The 19618-nt window shown below is 68.6% G+C and carries 17 protein-coding genes; 4 read left to right on the forward strand and 13 right to left on the reverse strand.

Going from position 1 to position 19618, the window contains the following annotated elements:
- Positions 1-9: 9 nt before the first annotated feature.
- Complete coding sequence (locus PMES_RS00165; protein WP_159963508.1) at positions 10-1020, reverse strand: zinc ABC transporter substrate-binding protein; 1011 nt, start codon at positions 1018-1020, stop codon at positions 10-12.
- A 65-nt stretch (positions 1021-1085) separates the two neighbouring features.
- Between PMES_RS00165 and PMES_RS00170 the strand changes: the two genes are divergently transcribed.
- The 3 genes from PMES_RS00170 to PMES_RS00180 are packed head-to-tail and all read left to right on the forward strand — an operon-like array spanning position 1086 to position 3225.
- Positions 1086-1598 (forward strand): transcriptional repressor, encoded by a 513-nt coding sequence (locus PMES_RS00170; protein ID WP_159963509.1) that lies wholly within the window; start codon positions 1086-1088, stop codon positions 1596-1598.
- The gene (locus PMES_RS00175) at positions 1595-2428 is read left to right on the forward strand and encodes a metal ABC transporter ATP-binding protein (protein ID WP_159963510.1); all 834 of its coding nucleotides are present in this window, start codon (positions 1595-1597) and stop codon (positions 2426-2428) included. Before PMES_RS00170 ends, PMES_RS00175 begins: the two co-directional genes overlap by 4 nt.
- A gap of 8 nt (positions 2429-2436) precedes the next feature.
- On the forward strand, positions 2437-3225 hold the full coding sequence (locus tag PMES_RS00180; protein WP_159963612.1) for a metal ABC transporter permease: 789 nt from the start codon (positions 2437-2439) through the stop codon (positions 3223-3225).
- Here the strand turns inward: PMES_RS00180 and PMES_RS00185 are convergent.
- From PMES_RS00185 to PMES_RS00200, 4 genes are all read right to left on the reverse strand, one after another.
- The gene (locus PMES_RS00185; protein WP_159963511.1) at positions 3193-5292 is read right to left on the reverse strand and encodes an acetyl-CoA carboxylase biotin carboxylase subunit; all 2100 of its coding nucleotides are present in this window, start codon (positions 5290-5292) and stop codon (positions 3193-3195) included. The genes PMES_RS00180 and PMES_RS00185 overlap by 33 nt on opposite strands.
- Positions 5293-5299: 7 nt before the next feature.
- On the reverse strand, positions 5300-6904 hold the full coding sequence (locus PMES_RS00190) for a carboxyl transferase domain-containing protein (RefSeq protein WP_159963512.1): 1605 nt from the start codon (positions 6902-6904) through the stop codon (positions 5300-5302).
- Between the two features lie 64 nt (positions 6905-6968).
- Positions 6969-8132 (reverse strand): acyl-CoA dehydrogenase family protein, encoded by a 1164-nt coding sequence (locus PMES_RS00195; RefSeq protein WP_159963513.1) that lies wholly within the window; start codon positions 8130-8132, stop codon positions 6969-6971.
- A gap of 90 nt (positions 8133-8222) precedes the next feature.
- Positions 8223-8891, reverse strand: coding sequence for a DUF2270 domain-containing protein (locus PMES_RS00200; protein ID WP_159963514.1), 669 nt, complete (start codon positions 8889-8891; stop codon positions 8223-8225).
- A 111-nt stretch (positions 8892-9002) separates the two neighbouring features.
- Between PMES_RS00200 and PMES_RS00205 the strand changes: the two genes are divergently transcribed.
- Positions 9003-9674, forward strand: a complete 672-nt coding sequence (locus PMES_RS00205; RefSeq protein WP_159963515.1) for a DUF938 domain-containing protein — start codon at positions 9003-9005, stop codon at positions 9672-9674.
- A 9-nt stretch (positions 9675-9683) separates the two neighbouring features.
- Here the strand turns inward: PMES_RS00205 and PMES_RS00210 are convergent, their stop codons facing one another.
- The 8 genes from PMES_RS00210 to PMES_RS00245 all read right to left on the reverse strand — a co-directional run bounded on the left by PMES_RS00210 (position 9684) and on the right by PMES_RS00245 (position 19588).
- Entirely contained in the window at positions 9684-10400 is a 717-nt protein-coding gene (locus PMES_RS00210) for an alanyl-tRNA editing protein (protein ID WP_159963516.1), read from the reverse strand.
- A gap of 1 nt (position 10401) precedes the next feature.
- Complete coding sequence (locus tag PMES_RS00215) at positions 10402-12882, reverse strand: DUF3772 domain-containing protein (RefSeq protein WP_159963517.1); 2481 nt, start codon at positions 12880-12882, stop codon at positions 10402-10404.
- Positions 12883-12890: 8 nt separating this feature from the next.
- Positions 12891-13928 (reverse strand): cysteine synthase A, encoded by a 1038-nt coding sequence (locus PMES_RS00220; RefSeq protein WP_159963518.1) that lies wholly within the window; start codon positions 13926-13928, stop codon positions 12891-12893.
- 68 nt (positions 13929-13996) lie between these two features.
- Entirely contained in the window at positions 13997-15121 is a 1125-nt protein-coding gene (locus tag PMES_RS00225; protein WP_159963519.1) for an NUDIX domain-containing protein, read from the reverse strand.
- A 28-nt stretch (positions 15122-15149) separates the two neighbouring features.
- Positions 15150-15593, reverse strand: a complete 444-nt coding sequence (locus tag PMES_RS00230; protein ID WP_159963520.1) for a TrgA family protein — start codon at positions 15591-15593, stop codon at positions 15150-15152.
- Positions 15593-16804 carry an SAM-dependent methyltransferase gene (locus PMES_RS00235; protein WP_159963521.1) on the reverse strand — a complete coding sequence of 404 codons (1212 nt, stop codon included), beginning with the start codon at positions 16802-16804 and terminating at the stop codon, positions 15593-15595. The genes PMES_RS00230 and PMES_RS00235 overlap by 1 nt, the downstream gene beginning before the upstream one ends.
- Before the next feature lie 86 nt (positions 16805-16890).
- Complete coding sequence (locus tag PMES_RS00240) at positions 16891-18318, reverse strand: cryptochrome/photolyase family protein (protein WP_159963522.1); 1428 nt, start codon at positions 18316-18318, stop codon at positions 16891-16893.
- A 37-nt stretch (positions 18319-18355) separates the two neighbouring features.
- Positions 18356-19588: an aminotransferase class V-fold PLP-dependent enzyme gene (locus PMES_RS00245; RefSeq protein ID WP_159963613.1), complete on the reverse strand. Its 1233-nt coding sequence runs from the start codon at positions 19586-19588 to the stop codon at positions 18356-18358.
- Between the last annotated feature and the right edge of the window lie 30 nt (positions 19589-19618).

Below are 19618 nucleotides of genomic sequence, written 5' to 3' on the forward strand. Positions count from 1 at the left end.
ACGGGGGCCTCAGCCGGGGGCCAGGCAATCGGCGAGTTTGACGCTCAACTCGCGCAGCAGATCGGCGTAAAGCGCCGGGCCCGGCTCCCGCCCGGCACCCGCGGGATCGATTGTCACCTCGCGCACCTCCCGCCGGTCTAGGATCACCTCCCAGCTCGCGCGCGTCCGGCCCGGCTCATCGAGGACACAGACCGGCGCGCGTTGCTGCGCCATGTCGCGCAGGGCCGCCAGCCGCGCGGGGCCCGGATCGCGCGCATCGCTCAGCGTCACGGCACCCACGACATCGAGCGCGTAGCGCCGTTCGACATATTGCCAGGCATCATGCCCCACGAGAAGCGGTCGCGCGGCGAGGGGCGCGAGCCGGGCGGCGATCTCGTCGTCGAGCGCGGTCAGCGTGCCGGCGAGGCGCTCGGCATTGGCCGCGTAGCGCTCTGCATTCTCAGGATCGATCCGCGAGAGCGCGCCGGCAAGGGCCCTCCCCCAGATCACCGCGTTGCGCGGATCGAGCCAGGCATGCGGATCGATCCCGAGACCGTTCTCGTCGGAATGCCCATGGTCATGTCCATGCCCATCGTCGCTTCCATGCCCGTCCTCGTCCTCCTGCGACGAAGGCAGGCTCTCCTCGCGCGCCGCGAGAAGATGGGTGCCCGGCACATCGAGCAGCGACATCACCTCCGCGCCGGCGGCGAGCGAGACGATCGGGCCCTCCAGCGCGGGGTTGAGCGCGGGGCCGGCCCACACCACGAGATCGGCCTCCTGGAGCGCCGCCGCCTGCGAGGGACGCAGCGCGAAGGAATGCGCGCTCGCGTCGTCGCCGACCAGGAGCGAAGGATCGCTCACCCCTTCGGCAACCGCCGCGGCGATCGAATGAAGCGGCGCGATATCGGCCACGATGCGCGGCGCGGCGAATACCGCCGTCGGAATGGATGCCGCCAGCAATGGCAGCAGGATCGCGCGAAGGGGCCGCTTCAGGGCGGCGGCGGCGCGGTGCGGGGCAGCGAGGCTTGCATGATCTGTCATGGCGCGGTTGCTAGAAGATACGTTATAATATATCAACCGGTTTTCTGACCAGACAGGAGCACGCAATGCCGCCGACCGTCTTCCAGACGCATGACCATGCCGCCTGCATTACCGGCGCGCTGCATGCCGCGCAGCGCATCTGCGAGGATGGCGGGGTCCGCCTGACCCCGGTGCGCCGGCGTGTGCTCGAATTGCTGCTGTGCGACCACAAGGCCATGGGAGCCTACGAGATCCTCGCACGATTGCGCGATGAAGGGCTCGGCTCGCAGCCGCCGGCGGTCTACCGCGCGCTCGATTTCCTCGGGCGCCACGGCCTCGTGCACAAGGTCGAGAAGATCAACGCCTTCGTCGCCTGCATCCGGCCCGGGGTGCGCCATGCCCCGGCATTCCTGATCTGCCGTGGCTGCGACGCGGTCAGCGAGGAGGTCGCGGCACGTGGCGCCGGCGCGCCGCTCTCGCCCGCCGCCGCCGCCTCCGGCTTCGAGGTCGAAACACTCGTGGTCGAGGCGATCGGCCTCTGCCCGGCCTGCCGGATGCCGGATTCCGATGGCGTGCCCGCCGGGCAAGCCGACACATGAGCGCCCTCGTCGCGATCGAGGGGCTGCGCGTCCGGCACGGTGCGCAGACGGTTCTCGACGATGTCGATCTTCGCATCGCCAAGGGAGAGATCGTCACGGTGCTCGGACCGAACGGCTCCGGCAAGACGACCCTGATGCGCGCGATCCTCGGCGCGGTTCCGCTCGCCGGCGGACGGATCACGCACGCGCCGCGCCTGCGCATCGGCTACGTCCCGCAAAAGCTCGCCCTGAGCCCCAGCCTGCCGCTCAGCGTGTCCCGCTTCCTGTCCCTGCCCACCCGCAGGAGCGTCCGCGCGTGCCGTGCGGCCCTTGCCGAGGCGGATGTGGCGGGGCTCGAGACGCGGGAAATCGCATCCCTCTCCGGCGGACAGCTGCAGCGTGTCCTGCTGGCCCGCGCCCTCCTGGGCGATCCGCAGCTCCTGATCCTCGACGAGCCGACCACCGGGCTCGATCAGCCCGGCGCGGCAGAGTTCTACCGCCGGATCGAGACGCTGCGCGCGGCGCGGGGCTGCGCGGTGCTGATGGTCAGCCATGATCTGCATGTCGTGATGAGCGCATCCGACAGGGTGATCTGCCTGAACGGGCATATCTGCTGCAGCGGCAGTCCGCAGGCCGTCGCCTCCGCGCCGGAATATCGCGCGCTGTTCGGCACCGGGACGGGCGGGGCGCTGGCGCTCTATCGCCATTCACATGATCACAGCCACGATCACGGATGCGACCACGACCACGGACACTCCGACGGCGCCGATCCCGGCGGCGGCGCGGGCCATGCCCATGGCGCCCCGGCGCGCCCATCCGCGCAAGAGACGCGGCGCGGGGTGGTCCGATGATCGCCGGCCTGCTCGACGATTTCATGATCCGGGCCACGCTCGCGGGGCTCGGCGTGGCGTTCGCGGCCGCGCCGCTCGGCTGCTTCGTCGTGTGGCGCCGAATGGCCTATTTCGGTGACGCGACGGCCCATGCCGCCTTGCTGGGCGTGGCCCTGTCGCTTGCCTTGTCACTCCCGGTCCTGGCCGGCGTTCTCGCGGTCGCGCTGGGCATGGCCCTGACAGTCAGCCTGCTCTCGGGCCAACACCAGGGCACCGACAGCCTGCTTGGCGTCCTGTCGCATGGCGCGCTGGCCATCGGCCTCGTCGCGGTCAGCTTCGTAAGCGGTGTGAGGGTCGATCTGTCGGCCTATCTCTTCGGCGACATCCTGTCGGTCCGGCCGGCGGACATCGCCGTGATCTGGGGCGGCGCGATCCTCGTGGCGGGACTCATCGCCTGGCGCTGGTCGGTGTTGCTGCTCGCGACGCTGGGCGAGGACCTGGCGCGGGCCGGCGGGGTCGATCCGCGGCGCGAGCAGCTTGTCCTCACGCTCACGCTCGCCATCACCGTGGCGGTGGCGATCAAGGTCGTGGGGGCCCTTCTGATCGGCGCGATGCTGATCATTCCGGCGGCCGCCGCCCGCTTCCTGGCCCGCAGCCCCGAGGCCATGGCCGTCATCGCCGCGCTGATGGCGGCGGTCTCCGTTCTGGCCGGGCTCCGGGGCGCGATGCTCTTCGACACGCCCGCCGGGCCGAGCATCGTCACGGCCGCGACGCTTCTCTTTGCCCTAGCCGGTCTCGCCGGGCGGCTGCGCGGCTGATCCCGCCGCGCCCGGTGCCAAGGGTGCAGGATCGGCCGGCGCAAGCGCCAGCAGGATGTCGCCATCGCTGACCTGCGCGCCCTCGGGAACCATGATCCGCTCGACGGTTCCGGCGCGCGGTGCCGTCAGCGCATGCTCCATCTTCATCGCCTCGAGTACGACAAGCACATCCCCCTCGGCAACCTGTGCGCCCTCCTCGGTACGCAGCAGCTTCACCGTTCCGGGCATGGGCGCCGCGATATGATCGCCCCCGGGTCCGGCGCCATCCACCACGGCAAGCGGATCGCGCCGGGTGAAGCGGTGCGCCCGGCCTTCGGCAAAGACGGTGATCTCGTCGCCCGCCCGGTCGATCACGACCTCGCTCATGTGATCGTCCAGGATGACGCGCCATGCGCCCCCGCCCTCCGGCCCCGGCGCGAGGCTGAGCGCGAGAGTATCGGCCCCTTCCGCGCCCCGGGGCGTCACCTCGTAGCGGTCCGGGCCTGGCAGGGCGATCAGCAGATCGAGCGCCTCTCCCTCTGCGATCAGGGACACCGGCTGACATCCCATCCCCCACAGCCGCCAGCCGCGCAGCGCCTGCCACGGCGATCCTCGCCCGGCGCCAGAGGGGCCCGGCTCGCCCGGCAGGGCGCCCAGCGCCGCGATCCCGGCCAGCGCCACGATCAGCGGCGTCGGCGCCGGTTCGTGCGAAAGCGCCGCGAGGTCGCGCGCGATCAATCCGGTATCGACTTCGCCCGCCGCGAATCCCTCATGCGCCGCAAGCGCCCGCAGGAACGCGGCGTTGGTGACGGTCCCCGCGATGCGCAGCTCACCAAGCGCGCGGCCCAGCGCCGCCAGCGCGGTGTCCCGGTCGGCGCCGTGCACGATGAGCTTGGCGATCATCGGATCGTACCAGGGGCTGATCTCGTCGCCGGCGCGCACGCCCGCATCGACGCGCACCGGGCCGCGCTCGAAAAGGGCCGCTCCCGGCGGCAGGTCCAGACGCCGCAGCCGGCCCGTGGCCGGAAGGAAGCCGCGCGGCACGTCCTCGGCATAGAGCCGCGCCTCGAAAGCGTGACCATTGATGCGAAGATCGTCCTGCTCGAAGGGCAGCGGGGCGCCGGCCGCAATCCGCAACTGCAATTCCACGAGGTCGAGACCGGTGATCGCCTCGGTGACCGGATGCTCGACCTGCAACCGCGTGTTCATTTCCATGAACCAGAAGCGGTCCTCGGCAAGCCCGGCTGAGCCGTCGGCGATGAACTCGACGGTGCCTGCCCCGACATAGCCGATCGCCCGCGCCGCCTCGACCGCGGCGCGGCCCATCGCGTTGCGCACCCCTTCGGTCATGCCGGGCGCCGGGGCCTCCTCGATCACCTTCTGATGGCGCCGCTGCAGCGAGCAGTCCCGCTCGAAGAGGTGAGTGACATTGCCATGCCCGTCGGCGAAGACCTGGATCTCGACATGGCGCGGGCTGGTCACGTATTTCTCCACGAGGACCGCGGGGTCGCCGAAGGCCGCCTGCCCTTCGCGCTGTGCCGATGCGAGGGCCTCGGCGAAATCGCCGGCCTTCTCGACAAGGCGCATCCCCTTGCCGCCGCCGCCCGCACGCGCCTTGATCAGGACCGGGTAGCCGATCCCGTCGGCGGCATCCGCCAGAACTTGCGGCGACTGGTCCGCGCCATGATAGCCGGGCACCACGGGCACGCCGGCGCGCTCCATGAGCGCCTTCGCCGCATCCTTGAGCCCCATGGCGCGGATCGCCGAGGCCGGCGGGCCGACGAAAACGAGACCGGCGGCCTCGACCGCTTCGACGAACTCGGGATTCTCGGACAGGAAACCGTAACCGGGATGGATCGCCTGCGCGCCGCTGCGCCGCGCGGCCGCGATGATCGCCTCGCCATCGAGATAGCTCTGCGCGGACGGCGCCGGGCCGATCCGCACCGCCTCATGCGCCATCTCGACATGGAGATCGTGCGCATTCGCGTCCGAGTGGACGGCCACGGTCCGCAAGCCCATGCGCCGCGCGGTCGCGATGATCCGGCAGGCGATCTCGCCGCGGTTGGCAATCAGGATCTTGGTGAACATGGCGATCTCACATCCGGAAGACCCCGAACCGCGTCGGCGCGATCGGAGCGTTGAGGGTGGCGGCGAGGCTGAGCCCGAGAACATCGCGGCTGCTGCGCGGATCGATGATCCCGTCATCCCAGAGCCTGGCGCTGGCATAGAGCGGATGCGACTGCTCGGCGAACTGGTCGATCACGGGCTGCTTGAATGCCGCCTCCTCCTGCGCGCTCCAACTCTCGCCCCGCCGCTCGATCGCGTCGCGCCTGACGGTGGCCAGCACCCCGGCGGCCTGTGGGCCGCCCATGACGCAGACCGCCGAATTGGGCCAGGCCCACAGGAAACGGGGCGAATAGGCGCGCCCGCACATGCCGTAATTTCCCGCGCCATAGCTCCCGCCCACCATCATGGTGATCTTCGGCACGGAGGTCGTGGCCACCGCGGTGACGAGCTTCGCGCCATCCTTGGCGATACCGCCCGCCTCGTATTTGCGCCCGACCATGAAGCCCGTGATGTTCTGCAGGAAGACGAGGGGGATGTTGCGCTGGCTGCAAAGCTCGACGAAATGGGCCCCCTTCAGGGAGCTGTCCGAGAAGAGCACGCCGTTATTGGCCACGATGCCGCAGGGCATGCCCCAGACATGCGCGAAGCCGCAGACGAGCGTGGAGCCGTAGCGCGACTTGAACTCGTCGAAGCGCGAGCCGTCCACCATCCGGGCGATCACCTCGCGGATGTCGTATGGGGTGCGCAGGTCCGCCGGCACCACCCCGGTGATCTCGGCAGGATCGTAGGCGGGCGGCTCGGCAGGTTGCAGGCCCGCCATGGCGGTGGCCGCCGGCCCGAGGTTTTCGACCGCGCGCCGCGCAATGGCGAGCGCATGGGCGTCGTCCTCGGCCAGGTAGTCGGCCACGCCCGACAGGCGCGTATGCACATCCCCCCCGCCGAGATCCTCGGCCGTCACGATCTCTCCGGTCGCGGCCTGCACCAAGGGCGGGCCGGCGAGGAAGATCGTGCCCTGCTCCTTCACGATGATCGTCACGTCGGACATGGCCGGCATATAGGCCCCGCCCGCCGTGCAGCTTCCCATGACGACGGCGATCTGCGCGATGCCCTTGGCGCTCATCTGCGCCTGGTTGTAGAAGATCCGCCCGAAATGCTCACGGTCGGGAAAGACCTCGTCCTGGTTGGGCAGGTTGGCCCCGCCGCTGTCGACGAGGTAGATGCAGGGCAGATGGTTGGCCTCGGCAATCTCCTGGGCGCGCAGGTGCTTCTTCACGGTCATCGGGAAGTAGGTGCCGCCCTTCACGGTCGCGTCGTTGCACACGATCATCACCTCCCGTCCCGCGACCCGGCCGATGCCGGCAATCAGCCCCGCCGAGGGACAGGCGCCCCCGTAGAGCCCGTGCGCGGCAAAGCGGCCGATCTCGAGGAAGGGCGCCCCGGGATCGAGGAGCCGCGCCATCCGCTCGCGCGGCAGCAGCTTGCCGCGGCTCTCGTGACGGGCGCGCGAGGAGGCGCCGCCGCCCAGTGCCGCGGTCTCGGCCGCCTCGGCGATCCCGGCGATCAGCGCGTCATGCGCCGCCGCGTTGGTGCGGAAGTCATCCGAGCTTGCCGCGATCTTCGAGCCGAGTTTCATGCCTGCGCTCCCATGGTGCGGTGCCGCGGGGCCGGGTTGCCGGCAGGTGGCGTCGCGCATGCTCTCATGTCATCGCCGCCATCAGCTCGCGGCCGATCAGCATGCGCCTGATCTCGGACGTGCCCGCCCCGATCTCCATCAGCTTGGCATCGCGGAACATCCGGCTGACGGCGCTGTCGTTCATGAAGCCAGCGCCGCCCATCGCCTGAACCGCCTGGTGGGCCACGGTCATCGCCTCCTCGCTGGCATAGAGCACGCAGGCGGCTGCGTCCTGCCGCGTGACCGCGCCCCGGTCGCAAGCGCGCGCCACCTCGTAGACATAGGCCCGCGCCGAGTTCATCTTGGTATACATGTCGGCAATCTTCCCCTGCATGAGCTGGAAGTTTCCGATTGGCTGGCCGAACTGCCGGCGCTGCGCGAGATAAGGCATGATCTCGTCCATGCACCCGGCCATGATCCCCAGCCCGATCCCCGAAAGCACCACCCGCTCGAAATCGAGCCCGCTCATCAGGACGCGCGCCCCGCCGCCCTCCTCGCCGAGAATGGCATCATAGGGCACTTCGGTCCCCTCGAAGACCAGCTCCACGGTGTTCGAGCCGCGCATGCCGAGCTTGTCGAAATGCTCTGACTGGCTGAAGCCCGGCATGTCCTTTTCGATCAGGAAGGCGGTGATCCCGCGGCTGCCGGCATCGGGGTCGGTCTTGGCATAGACCACGAGCGTTCCGGCCTCCCCGCCATTCGTGATCCAGTATTTCGTGCCGTCGAGGGTGAAGCCGTCATTGCGCTTGCGGGCCTTGAGCTGCATCGAGACGACATCGGAGCCGGCCCCCGCCTCCGACATCGCCAGCGCGCCGACACGGCTTCCGTCGATCAGGCCGGGAAGGTGGCGCGCCTTCTGCGCGGGCGTGCCGTTCAGCGCGATCTGGTTGACGCACAGGTTGGAATGCGCGCCGTAGCTCAGCGCGACGCTGGCGCTGGCGCGCGCGATCTCCTCGACCGCGACAACATGCGCGAGATAGCCCATGCCGGCGCCGCCATCCTCCTGCGGCACGGTGATCCCCAGGAGACCGAGCGCGCCCATTTCCGTCCAGAGCGTCTCGGGAAACCGGTTCGTCTCGTCGATGCGCGCGGCCATCGGCCTGATCCGTTCCTGCGCGAAGCGGTGGACCATGTCGCGCAGCGCGCCGATCTCCTCGCCCAGATCGAACGTCATCGAGGCAGTGAACATGCCCGTCTCCTCCCTGTCTCCCACGCCCGTTGACCGGGTTCTCGCCCCATTAGCCCCCGACGGGCCGCATCTGGCAAGTGTTTGCGAACGCTAACCCATCGAGCTGCCACGCGCGCGGGCACGGCGCATGTCCGAGCGGTAGCTCATCAGGGCGGCGACGCAGAAGACCACGCAGTAAAGTGCCCCCAGGCCAAGCACGACGATCCCGGGCACCGGTCCCACCTCGGCGCGCGAGATGAATTGCGACAGGCTCTCGACCGGCTTTGGGTGGACCAGGAGCTTGCCGACATAGGCCGCCGCCTGGATCAGCAGGATCCACAGGTAGTTGCGCCTGATCCGGCGACCCAGCGCCGTGCGCATCGAGACATGGTAATGGGGGGTCCAGTAATCCTCGGCGAGGATCTTCTGCCAGCCCTCCTCCATGTGCAGATCCCCGTCATGGAGCATGGGGGCGAAGAAATGCGTCTCGAGCCAGCGGCAGCGCGCGCGCCAGACGTTGAAGAACCTGTAGCGGCGCGCCTCGAGCATGAGGAAGAAGACAATCAGCACGCCCACCAGCACCAGTGGCAGCGGCGAGGCCTCCGGCGCGGCAAAGGAGATCGTCAGCGCGATCCCGAGGGTGACGACGGCCCAGTTCGTGCTCGTGTCGAGACGCGTGCGCCAGATCGTCGAGCGGTAGACCTCGCCCCGGTAGAGATGCGACAGCGCGCCGATCTCGGCCGCCGACAGCTCCTTGCGCTCCTTGCCGGCACCGTCCATGCATCCCCCCGCGCACCTGCCACGCGGCGAGTATGGCACAGCCGCGTCCGGTTCCGAAAGACATGGCCGCAGCGCTGGACAGCGGGCATGAGGGCCGGCCATGATGGCCCGATGAGTGATGCTCCGAGCAGTGCGCATGTGGTGCGCTACACCGAGGCGGACGCGGCCGGGCGGCTGCATTCCGAGATCTGCCTGCGCAACGGACCGCCGCTGATCGCGGCGCTGGCACCCTGGCTCTCGGGGGCGTCCGGCGCGGCGCTCGAGATCGGCTCCGGCACGGGGCAGCATGCCGCCGCGCTCTCGCTCGCCTTCCCGGCGCTCGCGCTCCATGCCTCCGATCCCGATGAGACGCATCGCCGCTCGGCCGGCGCCTGGGCGCAGACCCTGCGCGTGCCGCCCCGCCCGGTCTTCGAGCTCGACGCGGCGCGGACTTGGTCCGACCGGCCCGACATCTCCGCGCTGGGCCCGCTGGCCGCGATCCTCGCGATCAATGTCATCCATATCGCGCCCGCCGCCGTGCTCGCAGGCATCGTGCGGGGCGCCGCCGCGCGCCTTGGGCCTTCCGGGCTGTTGATCTTCTATGGCCCGTTCCGGCAGGAAGGCATTCCGCTCGGCCCCGGCAACGCCGCCTTCGATGCCCGCCTGCGCGAAAGCGATCCCGCCTGGGGCCTGCGTGCGGTCGGCGAGATCGACGCCTTGGCGGCGGAGGGGCGGCTTGCGCGCGGCGCCCTCATCGAGATGCCGGCGCAGAACCACCTGCTGATCTACAGGAAGGCCCGCTGAGCCGGACGGTCAGGCGAAATGGACCGAGACGCGGCGGTTGCGCGCGCCCTTCTTCTCGATCTTGCCCAGACGGAGGGACCCGATCTCGGCGGTGCTGGCGACATGCGTTCCGCCGCAAGGCTGAAGATCGACTTGCGCCTCCTGCGATCCGATGCGGACCAGCCTGACGGTGCCGCTGCCGCGCGGCGGACTGACGGACATGGTCTTGACCAGCTCGGGCCTGGCATCCAGCTCGTTTTCAGTGATCTCCGTGTAACCGACCGGCAGATCGCGCGCGACGAGCGCGTTCAACGCCGCCTCGATCGCGCCGCGATCCTGCGGCGCCTCCGGCATGTCGAAATCGAGCCGGCCCTTCTCGGCCGAGATGGCGCCGCCGCTGACCGGCAGGGGGATCACCACCGACAGCAAATGAAGCGCCGTATGCATGCGCATATGCGCATGGCGGCGCTCCCAGTCGAGAGCCTGCACGATCTCGTCGCCCGGTTGCGGAAGCGCCGCCCCCGGAGCCGGCCTGAGGATCACCGCCCCTGCCTCGCCCTTCACGGTATCGACGATCTCGCAGCTGTTCCCCCGCCATTCGAGGCGGCCGGTATCGCCGGGCTGTCCGCCGCCCGCCGCATAGAAGACGGTGGCATCGGGGATGATGCCGCCATCCTCGGTGATACGCTGCACAAGGCCCGAACAGGCGCGCATGTGGCTGACCTTCAAGAAGAGTGGTTCGGTCATTTCACCGGCCCTCCATGCCGTCCGGTATCGCGCCCTGCCCGCCATCGCCGTCATTGTCACGCACCGGGGCGGCGGGAGCACGGGCCGGCGCGGCCGGCTCGCCATTCGCAGGTCCCGCGCCGCGCGGGGCGAGGACTTCGGGATTGCGCAGCCACAGATCGCGCTGGGCGAAGGGTATCTCGATCCCCGCGGCGGCGAAGCGGCGGACGATCTCGTGGTTCATGTCGGAGGCGACCGACATCACGAAATTGACGTCGCGCAGGATTGCCCGGATCTCGAAATTCAGGCTGTCGGCGCCGAAGCCCAGAAGCAGGACCGCCGGCGGCGGGTTCAGGACCACCATCGGATGGTCCTTCGCGATCTCGAGCAGGATCTGCTCGACCTGACGGGTGTCGGACCCGTAGGCGACCCCGACGGGCACGAGACAGCGCCCCACGAGGTTGCCGCGCGTCCAGTTGGTGACGGTGCCGGAGACGAAATCGGCGTTCGGGACGATGACGTCGGTCCGGTCGAAGGTCTCGATCCGGGTCGAGCGCACGGAGATGTCGCGCACGTAGCCCATCTGTCCGCCGACCTCGATCCAGTCGCCCTCGGAGATCGGCCGCTCGATCAGCAGGATGATGCCGGAGACGAAGTTCGACACGATGTTCTGCAGGCCGAAGCCGATCCCGACCGACAGGGCACCGGCGACGATCGCGAGCGAGCTGAGATCGATGCCGGCGGTGGTGATTGCGGCGATCGAGGCGGCGAAGATGCCGATATAGCCCACCCCGGCGGTGATCGCGTTGCGCCCGCCCGTATCCATCCGCGTCTTGGGCAGGATGTTGACCTTGAGCGTGCTCTGCAGCAGCCGCGTGACGATGTAGCCGATCGCGAAGACGATGACGAAGGTGAGGAAATCGGAGGGCGATATGCGCGTCTCGCCAACCGCGAACCCTTCCTGGAACCGCGTCCAGACCTCCCAAAGATCGGTGACCCGCGCGCCCCAGATCAGAGCGAAGAGCGGGAGGGAAAGAAGCACCAGGACGAAGCTGACGAGGATCGGGGTAAGCGCCTCGGCGGCGTCCTCGGGCGAACGTCCACGCAGCAGCGCGTAGATGTCGCGCACCAGGATGTTCAGCAGGGCCAGCGTGCCCAGCAGGGCCAGCGTGAGCACGGTGGGAAAGATCAGCGCCACGCCGGCATTGAGATAGCCCGCCGCCGCCAGGACCGGACCGGCGATACCGCTCAGGATCGTGAGCTTGCCCACAAGGCCGAAGGCGCGTTGCAGGTAGCCGCGATCGGCGGGGGCGGGATCGCTGTCGTCATGGGTATAGACGACGGCTGCCGAGATCAGCATTCCCACGCGGGCCACGATCAACCCCGTCGCCACGATCAGCGGGAACAGCAGAACGGCCGTGACGCCATCGCTGTAACTGTCGAACTCGGCGAGCCGTCCGACCAGCAGGAGCAGCGACAGCAACAGGCCCAGCAGGCTAAGATACCAGCGGCCCTCGATGCGCTGCTCGTGGCGGAGCGCGAGTGGCGTCGGCTCGTTCTCGCTGCGGGGAAAAAGCCGTCCGCCGAGCCAGAGGCCCGAAAAGAGGATGACGCCCACAGCGGGGAGCGCCTCGGCGAGAATCTGGCCGCGCAGGCCCAGCAATCCCGATGCCAGAAAGGCCTGCCGCAAGGCGATCATTCCCAGAACCGGCACGATGACCTGGAAGAGCGAGGCGAGGAAGGCCGCGACGCCCGTGCCCTGGAACCGCCGCCCCGAATAGATCGCGAGCGTGAGCTGCTCCATCCAGACGCGGCCGCGCAGAACGAGGGCGGCCGCGATCACCAGGTAGAACAGGATCTGCGGCAGATGCTGCTTGAGCTGCTCGCGCTGCTCGCCGGTGCTCGTGGAGACGACGATTTCGTCCTTGAGATCGAGGAGGCTCTTGGTGAAAACGCTCCAGGCCTCCGGCCACAGGGCGGGGTTCAGAGGCGATGGCCCCTGCTTGCGAAGCGCCGATGCCTGCCGCTCGCGCAGCGTGATGTCGATCTCGGCGACCAGCCCGTTGGCGCGGTTATAGGCCTCCTCGGCACGCAGGCCGGGCGCCTGGAGGCGGGCCATCTGCGCCTCGAGCTCGCTGCGACGCGCGGCGATCTCCTCGGGTTCGGCCGGATCGCCCTCGGCGGGCTCCGGCCCGAGCGCGGCGATCTGGTTGCCGAGCGTGGCGATGCGGGAGGCGTTGGCGTCCTGTGCCTCGAGGAACTGCTGCCGGAAGACGACGAGCTCCTCGCGAAGCCGTGTCAGGGCTTCCTCGGAACTGTCTCCACTTTCGATAATTCCCTCGGCCCGGTCGGCGAGGATGGCCCATGCGGCGCTGTCCGCCGTCGGAGCCTGCGACGATTGCGCAGGTTCGCTCTGTGCGAGGATGACGGCCGGATACAGGGCGGCTATCGCCAGCACGCATGCGACGAGTACGGCACGAAGCCGCGAGAACTGAATTGTCATGGATGCCCTCAGGTATCGACGAAGACGCTTGGAAGAATGCGGCCCGCGCCCTTTTCCAGCCATGCCGGGACCGGAAGCCCCTTCTCATGCAGGAATTCGGGGTTGAACAGCTTTGTCTGGTAGCGATTCCCGTAATCGCACAGGATCGTCACGATCCGCGATCCCGGGCCAAGCTCGCGCGCGAGGCGCATCGCGCCCGCCACGTTGATCCCCGACGAGCCGCCAAGGCACAGCCCTTCATCCGCAAGCAGGTCGAAGACGACCGGAAGCGCCTCGGCATCGGGAATCCGGTAGCTGTAATCCGGCGTGAACCCCTCGAGGTTGGCGGTGATCCTTCCCTGGCCGATACCTTCGGTGATCGACGAGCCGGGCGAGGCGAATTCCCCCGTGGTGTAGAAGGAATGCAGCGCCGCGCCTTCGGGATCGGCAAGACCGATGCGCACGCCGCGCGGTTGCAGCACCTCCGCGACGCCGGCGAGCGTGCCGCCCGAGCCGACCGCGCAGATGAAGCCGTCGATCCTGCCATCCGTCTGTTCCCAGATCTCGGGCGCCGTGGTCTCGACATGGGCCTGCCGGTTGGCGGTGTTGTCGAACTGGTTCGCCCAGATGGCGCCGTTCTGCTCGGTCTTGTCGAGCTGCTCGGCGAGACGGCCGGAATACCGCACGTAGTTGTTGGGATTCTTGTAAGGAACGGCGGGCACCTCGACGAGTTCGGCCCCCGCAAGGCGCAGCATGTCCTTCTTTTCCTGGCTCTGGGTCTCGGGGATGACGATGACCGTCTTGAAACCCATCGACGCGCCGACAAGGCTCAGGCCAATGCCGGTATTGCCGGCCGTGCCCTCGACGATCGTGCCGCCCGGACGCAGCGCGCCGCGGCGCACCGCATCCTCGATGATGAAGAGCGCGGCACGGTCCTTGACCGATTGACCGGGATTGAGGAACTCGGCCTTGCCGAGGATCTCGCAGCCCGTCGCCTCCGACGGTCCCTTGAGACGGATCAACGGCGTATTTCCAACGGCCGATGCAAGGTCGCTATGGGTGGTCATGCCTCGTATCCTTTCGCTCGGTTCAAGTCGGCGCGCGGCCTTGTGCATAGGCCCGCCCGAGGCGGGACTCAACCAACATCGCGCAGGCTCCCACGTTCCCTCGCAAGCCACAAAGCGCTTATCAGCAAGGGCCCGTTGTTCAAAGCGCCCGAAGACAGAAGCTCCATCAGACGCGCAAACGTGATGACATGGCTGCGGATATCCTCGTTCTCGACATCCGCGCCCCCGGTCCACCCCCCCTCGCGCGGCAAGGCGCAAAGGCCGACATAGCTGATGGTATGTTCGCTCAGCGCGCCGGGGCTGGGGTAATACGCCCCGATTTCGATCAGCCGCCCGATCGACAGCCCCGCCTCCTCGCGCGCCTCGCGGCGCGCCGTATCCTGCGGATCCTCGCCCGGGTCGATCCGGCCGGCGATCGGCTCGAGGATCCAGGGGTGGAGGTCACCGCGCGCATAGGGGCCGAAGCGGAACTGCTCGACGAGATGGACCCTGTCGCTGCGCGGGTCATAGGGCAGCACCGTGACCGCGTCCCCGCCCAGCCAGGCCGCGCGGGTCATCGCCGGGCTGGTGCCCCCTCCGAAGAGGGGATGACGGATCTCGCTCTCGTCGACGGCGAAGTAGTTGGCATAGGGCTGGCGCGCGGCAAGCAGGTCGACATCGTCGCGGCTCCAGGGCGCGCTCGTTCCCTCGGGGCGGGCCGATCGAGCGGCGCGGGTGAAGGCGTCCGCCCGCGTGCGGATGGTCGGCATCCTCGCGCGCAGGGCGGCGCCGTCGATCCGGCCATGCAGCGCCATCGCCTCGCGGGCCGCGCGCCGGGTCATGGCGCCCCAGCCTTCCTGCCACGCGGCGAGCGACCACGCCTCCCGTCCCACCTCCTGCCTGACAGCGGGCCGGTAGAGGGTGACGCGCAAGGGGCCTTCGCCCTGCACATCAACAATGGCCTCCACCGGTTTGTAATCAAATCCCTCTTCGTAGAAGTGAAGCCGTGCCAACTCGTCCGCGCCAAGCCGACGCAAGAGAAATCCCTCGGCCTGCTCGCCGGCCCTGTCGACGAGCACCGGCCAATCCCCATCGGCGGCACGGAAGATGGCGGCATCGCGCAAAAGAGCACGCTCCGGCGTGATAACGCGCCCCAGCACAATGGCGCGCAGGGCCTCGTCGCACAGGGTTCCGAAGATGAATAGATCGCCCATCGACGCCTCTCTCCAATGCGTATCCGCCTCAGCGGGCATGCCGCGCCGTCCATTCGGTCGCAAGCCCCGCCGCGATTCCGCCGAGGGCAAGCGTTCCGATCGCGGGGCCCGGCGCAAGATACCCGGCATATTCGACACCGAGGCCGATCCCCGCCTCGATCGCATCCATGGGACCGCGATAGTAAAGATCGATTGAACGCTGCAGCATCTCCAATCCCGCCCAGAACGCGAGCGCGGCACATGTGCTCAGCCCCGATGCCGTGAGCCCGAGCGCGGCCGCCGTGCCGTAGCCCTGCCCGCGCCGCGGCCCCAGGAAACGCCAACCCACGAAAGCGGCGATGAGGGCGTTGAGCGGCGCGAGAAGGCCCGCCGGCGTGCCCCTCGGCAGATTGCCGATGACGGCGCCCGATACGTTCCACGCAATGGCGGCAAGGCAGGCCGCGGCCACGAGCTTGGCGGCGGTCGGATACATCAGGCCGGCCGGCTCACGGTGATCTGCGTCACGTCGCAATTGCCGCTGCGGAAACTCGCCGCGCAGGAGGTCAGGTAGAAGTTCCACATGCGCCGGAACCGCTCATCGAAGCCCAGATGCGAGACCTCCTCCCAACGCGCGTTGAACGTCTCGTGCCAGCGGCGCAGCGTATCGGAATAGCTTTGCCCGAACTCGACGGAGCGTGCCACCGTCAGCCCGGCGCGTTCGATCTCGTGACGCAGCGCCTTCGGTGAGGGCAACATGCCGCCGGGGAAGATATATTTCTGGATGAAATCGACGCCCCGCCGATACACGTCCCAGCGGCGATCCTCCACGGTGATGATCTGAAGCGTTGCATGCGCACCGGGCTTCAACCTGTTGCGAAGGGACTGGAAATAGACGGGCCAGTATTTCTGTCCCACGGCCTCGAACATCTCGATCGAGGCGACGCCGTCATAACTTCCGGTCTCGTCACGATAGTCCTGCAGCTTGATCTCCACCCGGTCCGACAGGCCGGCCTTGGCGATGCGCGCCGTGGCGTAGTCGTATTGCGCCTCGCTGATCGTCAGGGCCGTGACACGCAACCCGCGCTGCGCGGCCGCGTATTCGGCAAAGCCGCCCCAGCCGCACCCGATCTCGAGCACGTGATCGCCCGGACGGCTGCCCATCTGGTCGATCATGCTCTTATACTTGAGGTGTTGCGCCGCCTCGAGGCTTTCCTGCCCCGTCTCGAACCGTGCCGAGGAATAGGTCATCGTGTCATCGAGCCAAAGCTCGTAGAAGTCGTTGCCCAGATCGTAATGGCGCTTGATGTTGCGGCGGGCCTGACGGCGGGAATTGGATTGCAGCCAGAAGCGCAGTTTCTCGTAGCCGCGCAGCAACCCGCGTCCGGGAAAGCCGTCGTAGATCTCCTCGTTGTCCATGTGGACGAGATCCATGAATGCCTGCAGGTCCGGTGTCGACCACGCGCCGTCGAGATAGGCGTCGCAGAAGCCAAGATCGCCCTCACGGATCAGCCGTGCGAAGAGATCGGGATCGTGGATGTCGATCTGTGCGACCGGCCCGGGATTGCGCCCCTCGGCGCGGAACCGCCGCCCGTCGGGCAAAACGAAATCGACACGCCCGTTCCGCATGTTGCAGGCCATGTCGAACAGCTGGCCGAAGTAACGCGGCAGGCCGCTCTGGCCGGCCGTGGTGGTCAAGGGTGTCATGCCATCTCCTCGGGCTTCACGAGAGGCTATGCCGCGCCGTTGCGGGCCGCAAGCCATTGTGAAGTCGCATGATGTTGGTTTCTGGATCAGTCGGCCCGCTTGCGGCCGCGATATGCCTCGAGCGCGCGGTCGCGGCCCTCGGCGAGGGAGATTACGGGATCGGGATAGGGCGCGGCGGGATCCATGCCCCATGCGCGCGGGATGGCATCGAAATAGGCAAGCGCGTCGCGGCCGGGCGCGGCGCTGGTCTCGGCGATCCAGCGCGCCGTGTATGCGCCCTGCGGGTCGAAGCGCTTGAGCTGCGTCTGCGGGTTGAAGATGCGGAAGAAGGGCGAGGCATCGGGACCCGATCCGGCGACCCATTGCCAGCCCAGCGCGTTGTTTGCCGGATCCCAGTCGACAAGGCAATCGGCGAACCAGCGCTCGCCCAGCCGCCAGTCGGTCATCAGGTGCTTGGTCAGGTAGCTCGCCGTGATCATCCGCGCCCGGTTGTGCATCCGCCCCGTGACATACAGCTCACGCATCGCGGCATCGACGAAGGGCACCCCGGTGCGGCCGCGGCACCATGCGGTGAACGCCTCGGACCGTGCATCGCGCGACCAGGGGAATGCATCCCATTCCCCGCGCCAGTTCTCATCACGCAACGCCGGGAAGTGATGCAGGATATGATAGGAGAACTCGCGCCATGCCAGCTCCTTGAGAAAGGTCGCGGCACCCGAACGGCCCTCGTCGAGGGCGCGTTGCCCGGCCATCCAGCAGCTCCGGATCGAGATCTCGCCATAGGTGAGGTTCTCGGAGAGGCCGGACGTGCCATCCACCGCCGGCCAGTCGCGCGCCGTCTCGTAGCGGTCCATGCGATTCTCGACGAAATCGTGCAACCTGTCCGCGGCGGCCTCGGCACCGACCGTCAGCCAGGGCGCCACCACGTCCCTGCCGCGCCGCATGCCCGCGCCCAGCCGCGCGACATCCACCTCCCCCGTTTCGGGCCAGGCTTGCGGAGCCTTCAGCTGGCCCGGCGCGCCGACGGGCATGCCCGGATCGCGCTCCTGCACCTTCTTCCAGTAAGGGGTGAAGACCTTGTAGGAGCCGCCCTGCCCGGTGCGCACGCTGCCGGGCTCGAAAAGCAGATGCCCCTCGAAGCCGCGCAACGCGCAGCCCTCCGCCGCGAGCGCTTCGCCGACCTCGCGGTCGCGGTCCCGCGCCGCCCGCTCGTAGGCACGGCTGTGATGAACCGTGTCGGCGCCGCATTCGCGCACCAGGTCGCGAAGGACATCGCGTGCCCGTCCCCGGCGAACCACCAGCTTGCTGCCGATGCCCTCCAGCGTCCGTGCGAAGCATTGCGCGGCAAGGGCAAGGCGCCATCGCGGCGCGGCGCCGAGCGTCTCGACGACCTCGTCCTCGATGAAGACCGGGATCACGGGCCGGCCATCTTGCGCGGCGGCGGCAAGGGCGGGGTTGTCATGCAGCCGGAAGTCTCGGCGCAGCCACAAGATGACGGGTGCGGTGCTACTCATCGGACCTCCGCTCGCAGGACGCGCGGCGGATGCCGCTTCACACGACGCGATCTAGCGCGCTGAGCAGCCGGTCAAGATCGGCCTTGCGGGTATAGTGAACGAAGCTCAGTCTCAGGACGCCGTGATCGGGATCGACACCGAGCCCCTCGAGGGTGCGCTGCGCGTAGAAGCTGCCCCCGGCGGCCATGATACCGTGGGGGGCAAGCTGACGCGCGACCTCCGCCGCGGGGCGTCCGAGCGCGAGGCTGACGGTGGGCGCGCGCCGCGCGGCATCTCGCGGCCCCAGGAGGCGCAGTCCGGGACGCGCCGTCACGTGATCGAGCAGCGGCCCGAGAAGCGCCGTTTCGTGCGCCCGGATCAGGTCGTGGACCTGCGCGGCACGGCGGGCGGCATTCTCGGCCCCGCCGGGGAAGTGCTTGTGATAAAGCAGATCGACATAATCGGCGAGCCCCGCGCAGGCCGCCACCTGCGCATGATCCGGTCCGGCGGGCACGAAACGCTTCCATTGGGGCGCGGCGTTGAAGTGATGCGCCTGGTTGGGCAGCACCTCGGCGAGCGCCTCGCGCACCACCATGATCCCCTGGTGGGGCCCGAATGTCTTGTAGGCCGAGAAAAGATAGATGTCCGCACCCAGCGCCCCGATATCGGGCAGCCCGTGCGGCGCATAGCTCACCCCGTCCACGCAGCTTGCCGCCCCCGCGGCCCGCGCCATCGCGGTGATCCGGGGCACGTCGTTGATCTCACCCACGATGTTCGAGCAATGCGGGAAGCACAAAAGGCGCACCCGGCCATCGGCGAGCAGCGCCTCGAGGTCGGCGGGATCGAGATGCCCGGTATCGGGATCCATGCGCCATTCGCGGATCTCGATCCCACTGGCGGCAAGGCGGCGCCACGGGCCGCTATTGGCCTCGTGATCCTGGTTGGTGACGATCACCGCGTCACCCGGGCGCAGCATCTGCGCGAAGGCGTTGGCGAGGACGTAGATGTTCTGCGAGGTCGAGGGACCGATGCTCAGGCTGCCTTGCGGAACGTTCAGCATTCCGGCGAGGCGGCGTCGCGCCTCGTCCATCTGCTCACCCCCGAGCTTCGAGGCGGCATAGGCGCCGTGGGGCTGCACCTTGCGCTCGACGTAAAAGGCGGTGAGCCGGTCGATCACCTGCGCGCAGGCGAAGGAGCCGCCGGCATTCTCGAAGAAGGATTGCTCCGCCAGGGAGGGGTCCGCGAAGGCGGGAAACTGCGATCTGACGAAATCTGTATCGAGCGGTGTCATGTCCGGGACGGTCGCGGGGATCGCCGCGAA

Origin of the sequence: Profundibacterium mesophilum KAUST100406-0324 (assembly GCF_009835145.1) — a bacterium.
In the GTDB taxonomy this organism is placed as follows: domain Bacteria; phylum Pseudomonadota; class Alphaproteobacteria; order Rhodobacterales; family Rhodobacteraceae; genus Profundibacterium; species Profundibacterium mesophilum.

Excerpts from the sequence above, each read along its gene's own strand:
- PMES_RS00165 (WP_159963508.1), bottom strand. The coding sequence starts at position 1,020 with ATGACAGATCATGCAAGCCTCGCTGCCCCGCACCGCGCCGCCGCCGCC.
- PMES_RS00170 (WP_159963509.1), top strand. The coding sequence starts at position 1,086 with ATGCCGCCGACCGTCTTCCAGACGCATGACCATGCCGCCTGCATTACC.
- PMES_RS00175 (WP_159963510.1), top strand. The coding sequence starts at position 1,595 with ATGAGCGCCCTCGTCGCGATCGAGGGGCTGCGCGTCCGGCACGGTGCG.
- PMES_RS00185 (WP_159963511.1), bottom strand. The coding sequence starts at position 5,292 with ATGTTCACCAAGATCCTGATTGCCAACCGCGGCGAGATCGCCTGCCGG.
- PMES_RS00190 (WP_159963512.1), bottom strand. The coding sequence starts at position 6,904 with ATGAAACTCGGCTCGAAGATCGCGGCAAGCTCGGATGACTTCCGCACC.
- PMES_RS00195 (WP_159963513.1), bottom strand. The coding sequence starts at position 8,132 with ATGTTCACTGCCTCGATGACGTTCGATCTGGGCGAGGAGATCGGCGCG.
- PMES_RS00200 (WP_159963514.1), bottom strand. The coding sequence starts at position 8,891 with ATGGACGGTGCCGGCAAGGAGCGCAAGGAGCTGTCGGCGGCCGAGATC.
- PMES_RS00205 (WP_159963515.1), top strand. The coding sequence starts at position 9,003 with ATGAGTGATGCTCCGAGCAGTGCGCATGTGGTGCGCTACACCGAGGCG.
- PMES_RS00210 (WP_159963516.1), bottom strand. The coding sequence starts at position 10,400 with ATGACCGAACCACTCTTCTTGAAGGTCAGCCACATGCGCGCCTGTTCG.
- PMES_RS00215 (WP_159963517.1), bottom strand. The coding sequence starts at position 12,882 with ATGACAATTCAGTTCTCGCGGCTTCGTGCCGTACTCGTCGCATGCGTG.
- PMES_RS00220 (WP_159963518.1), bottom strand. The coding sequence starts at position 13,928 with ATGACCACCCATAGCGACCTTGCATCGGCCGTTGGAAATACGCCGTTG.
- PMES_RS00225 (WP_159963519.1), bottom strand. The coding sequence starts at position 15,121 with ATGGGCGATCTATTCATCTTCGGAACCCTGTGCGACGAGGCCCTGCGC.
- PMES_RS00230 (WP_159963520.1), bottom strand. The coding sequence starts at position 15,593 with ATGTATCCGACCGCCGCCAAGCTCGTGGCCGCGGCCTGCCTTGCCGCC.
- PMES_RS00235 (WP_159963521.1), bottom strand. The coding sequence starts at position 16,804 with ATGACACCCTTGACCACCACGGCCGGCCAGAGCGGCCTGCCGCGTTAC.
- PMES_RS00240 (WP_159963522.1), bottom strand. The coding sequence starts at position 18,318 with ATGAGTAGCACCGCACCCGTCATCTTGTGGCTGCGCCGAGACTTCCGG.
- PMES_RS00245 (WP_159963613.1), bottom strand. The coding sequence starts at position 19,588 with ATGACACCGCTCGATACAGATTTCGTCAGATCGCAGTTTCCCGCCTTC.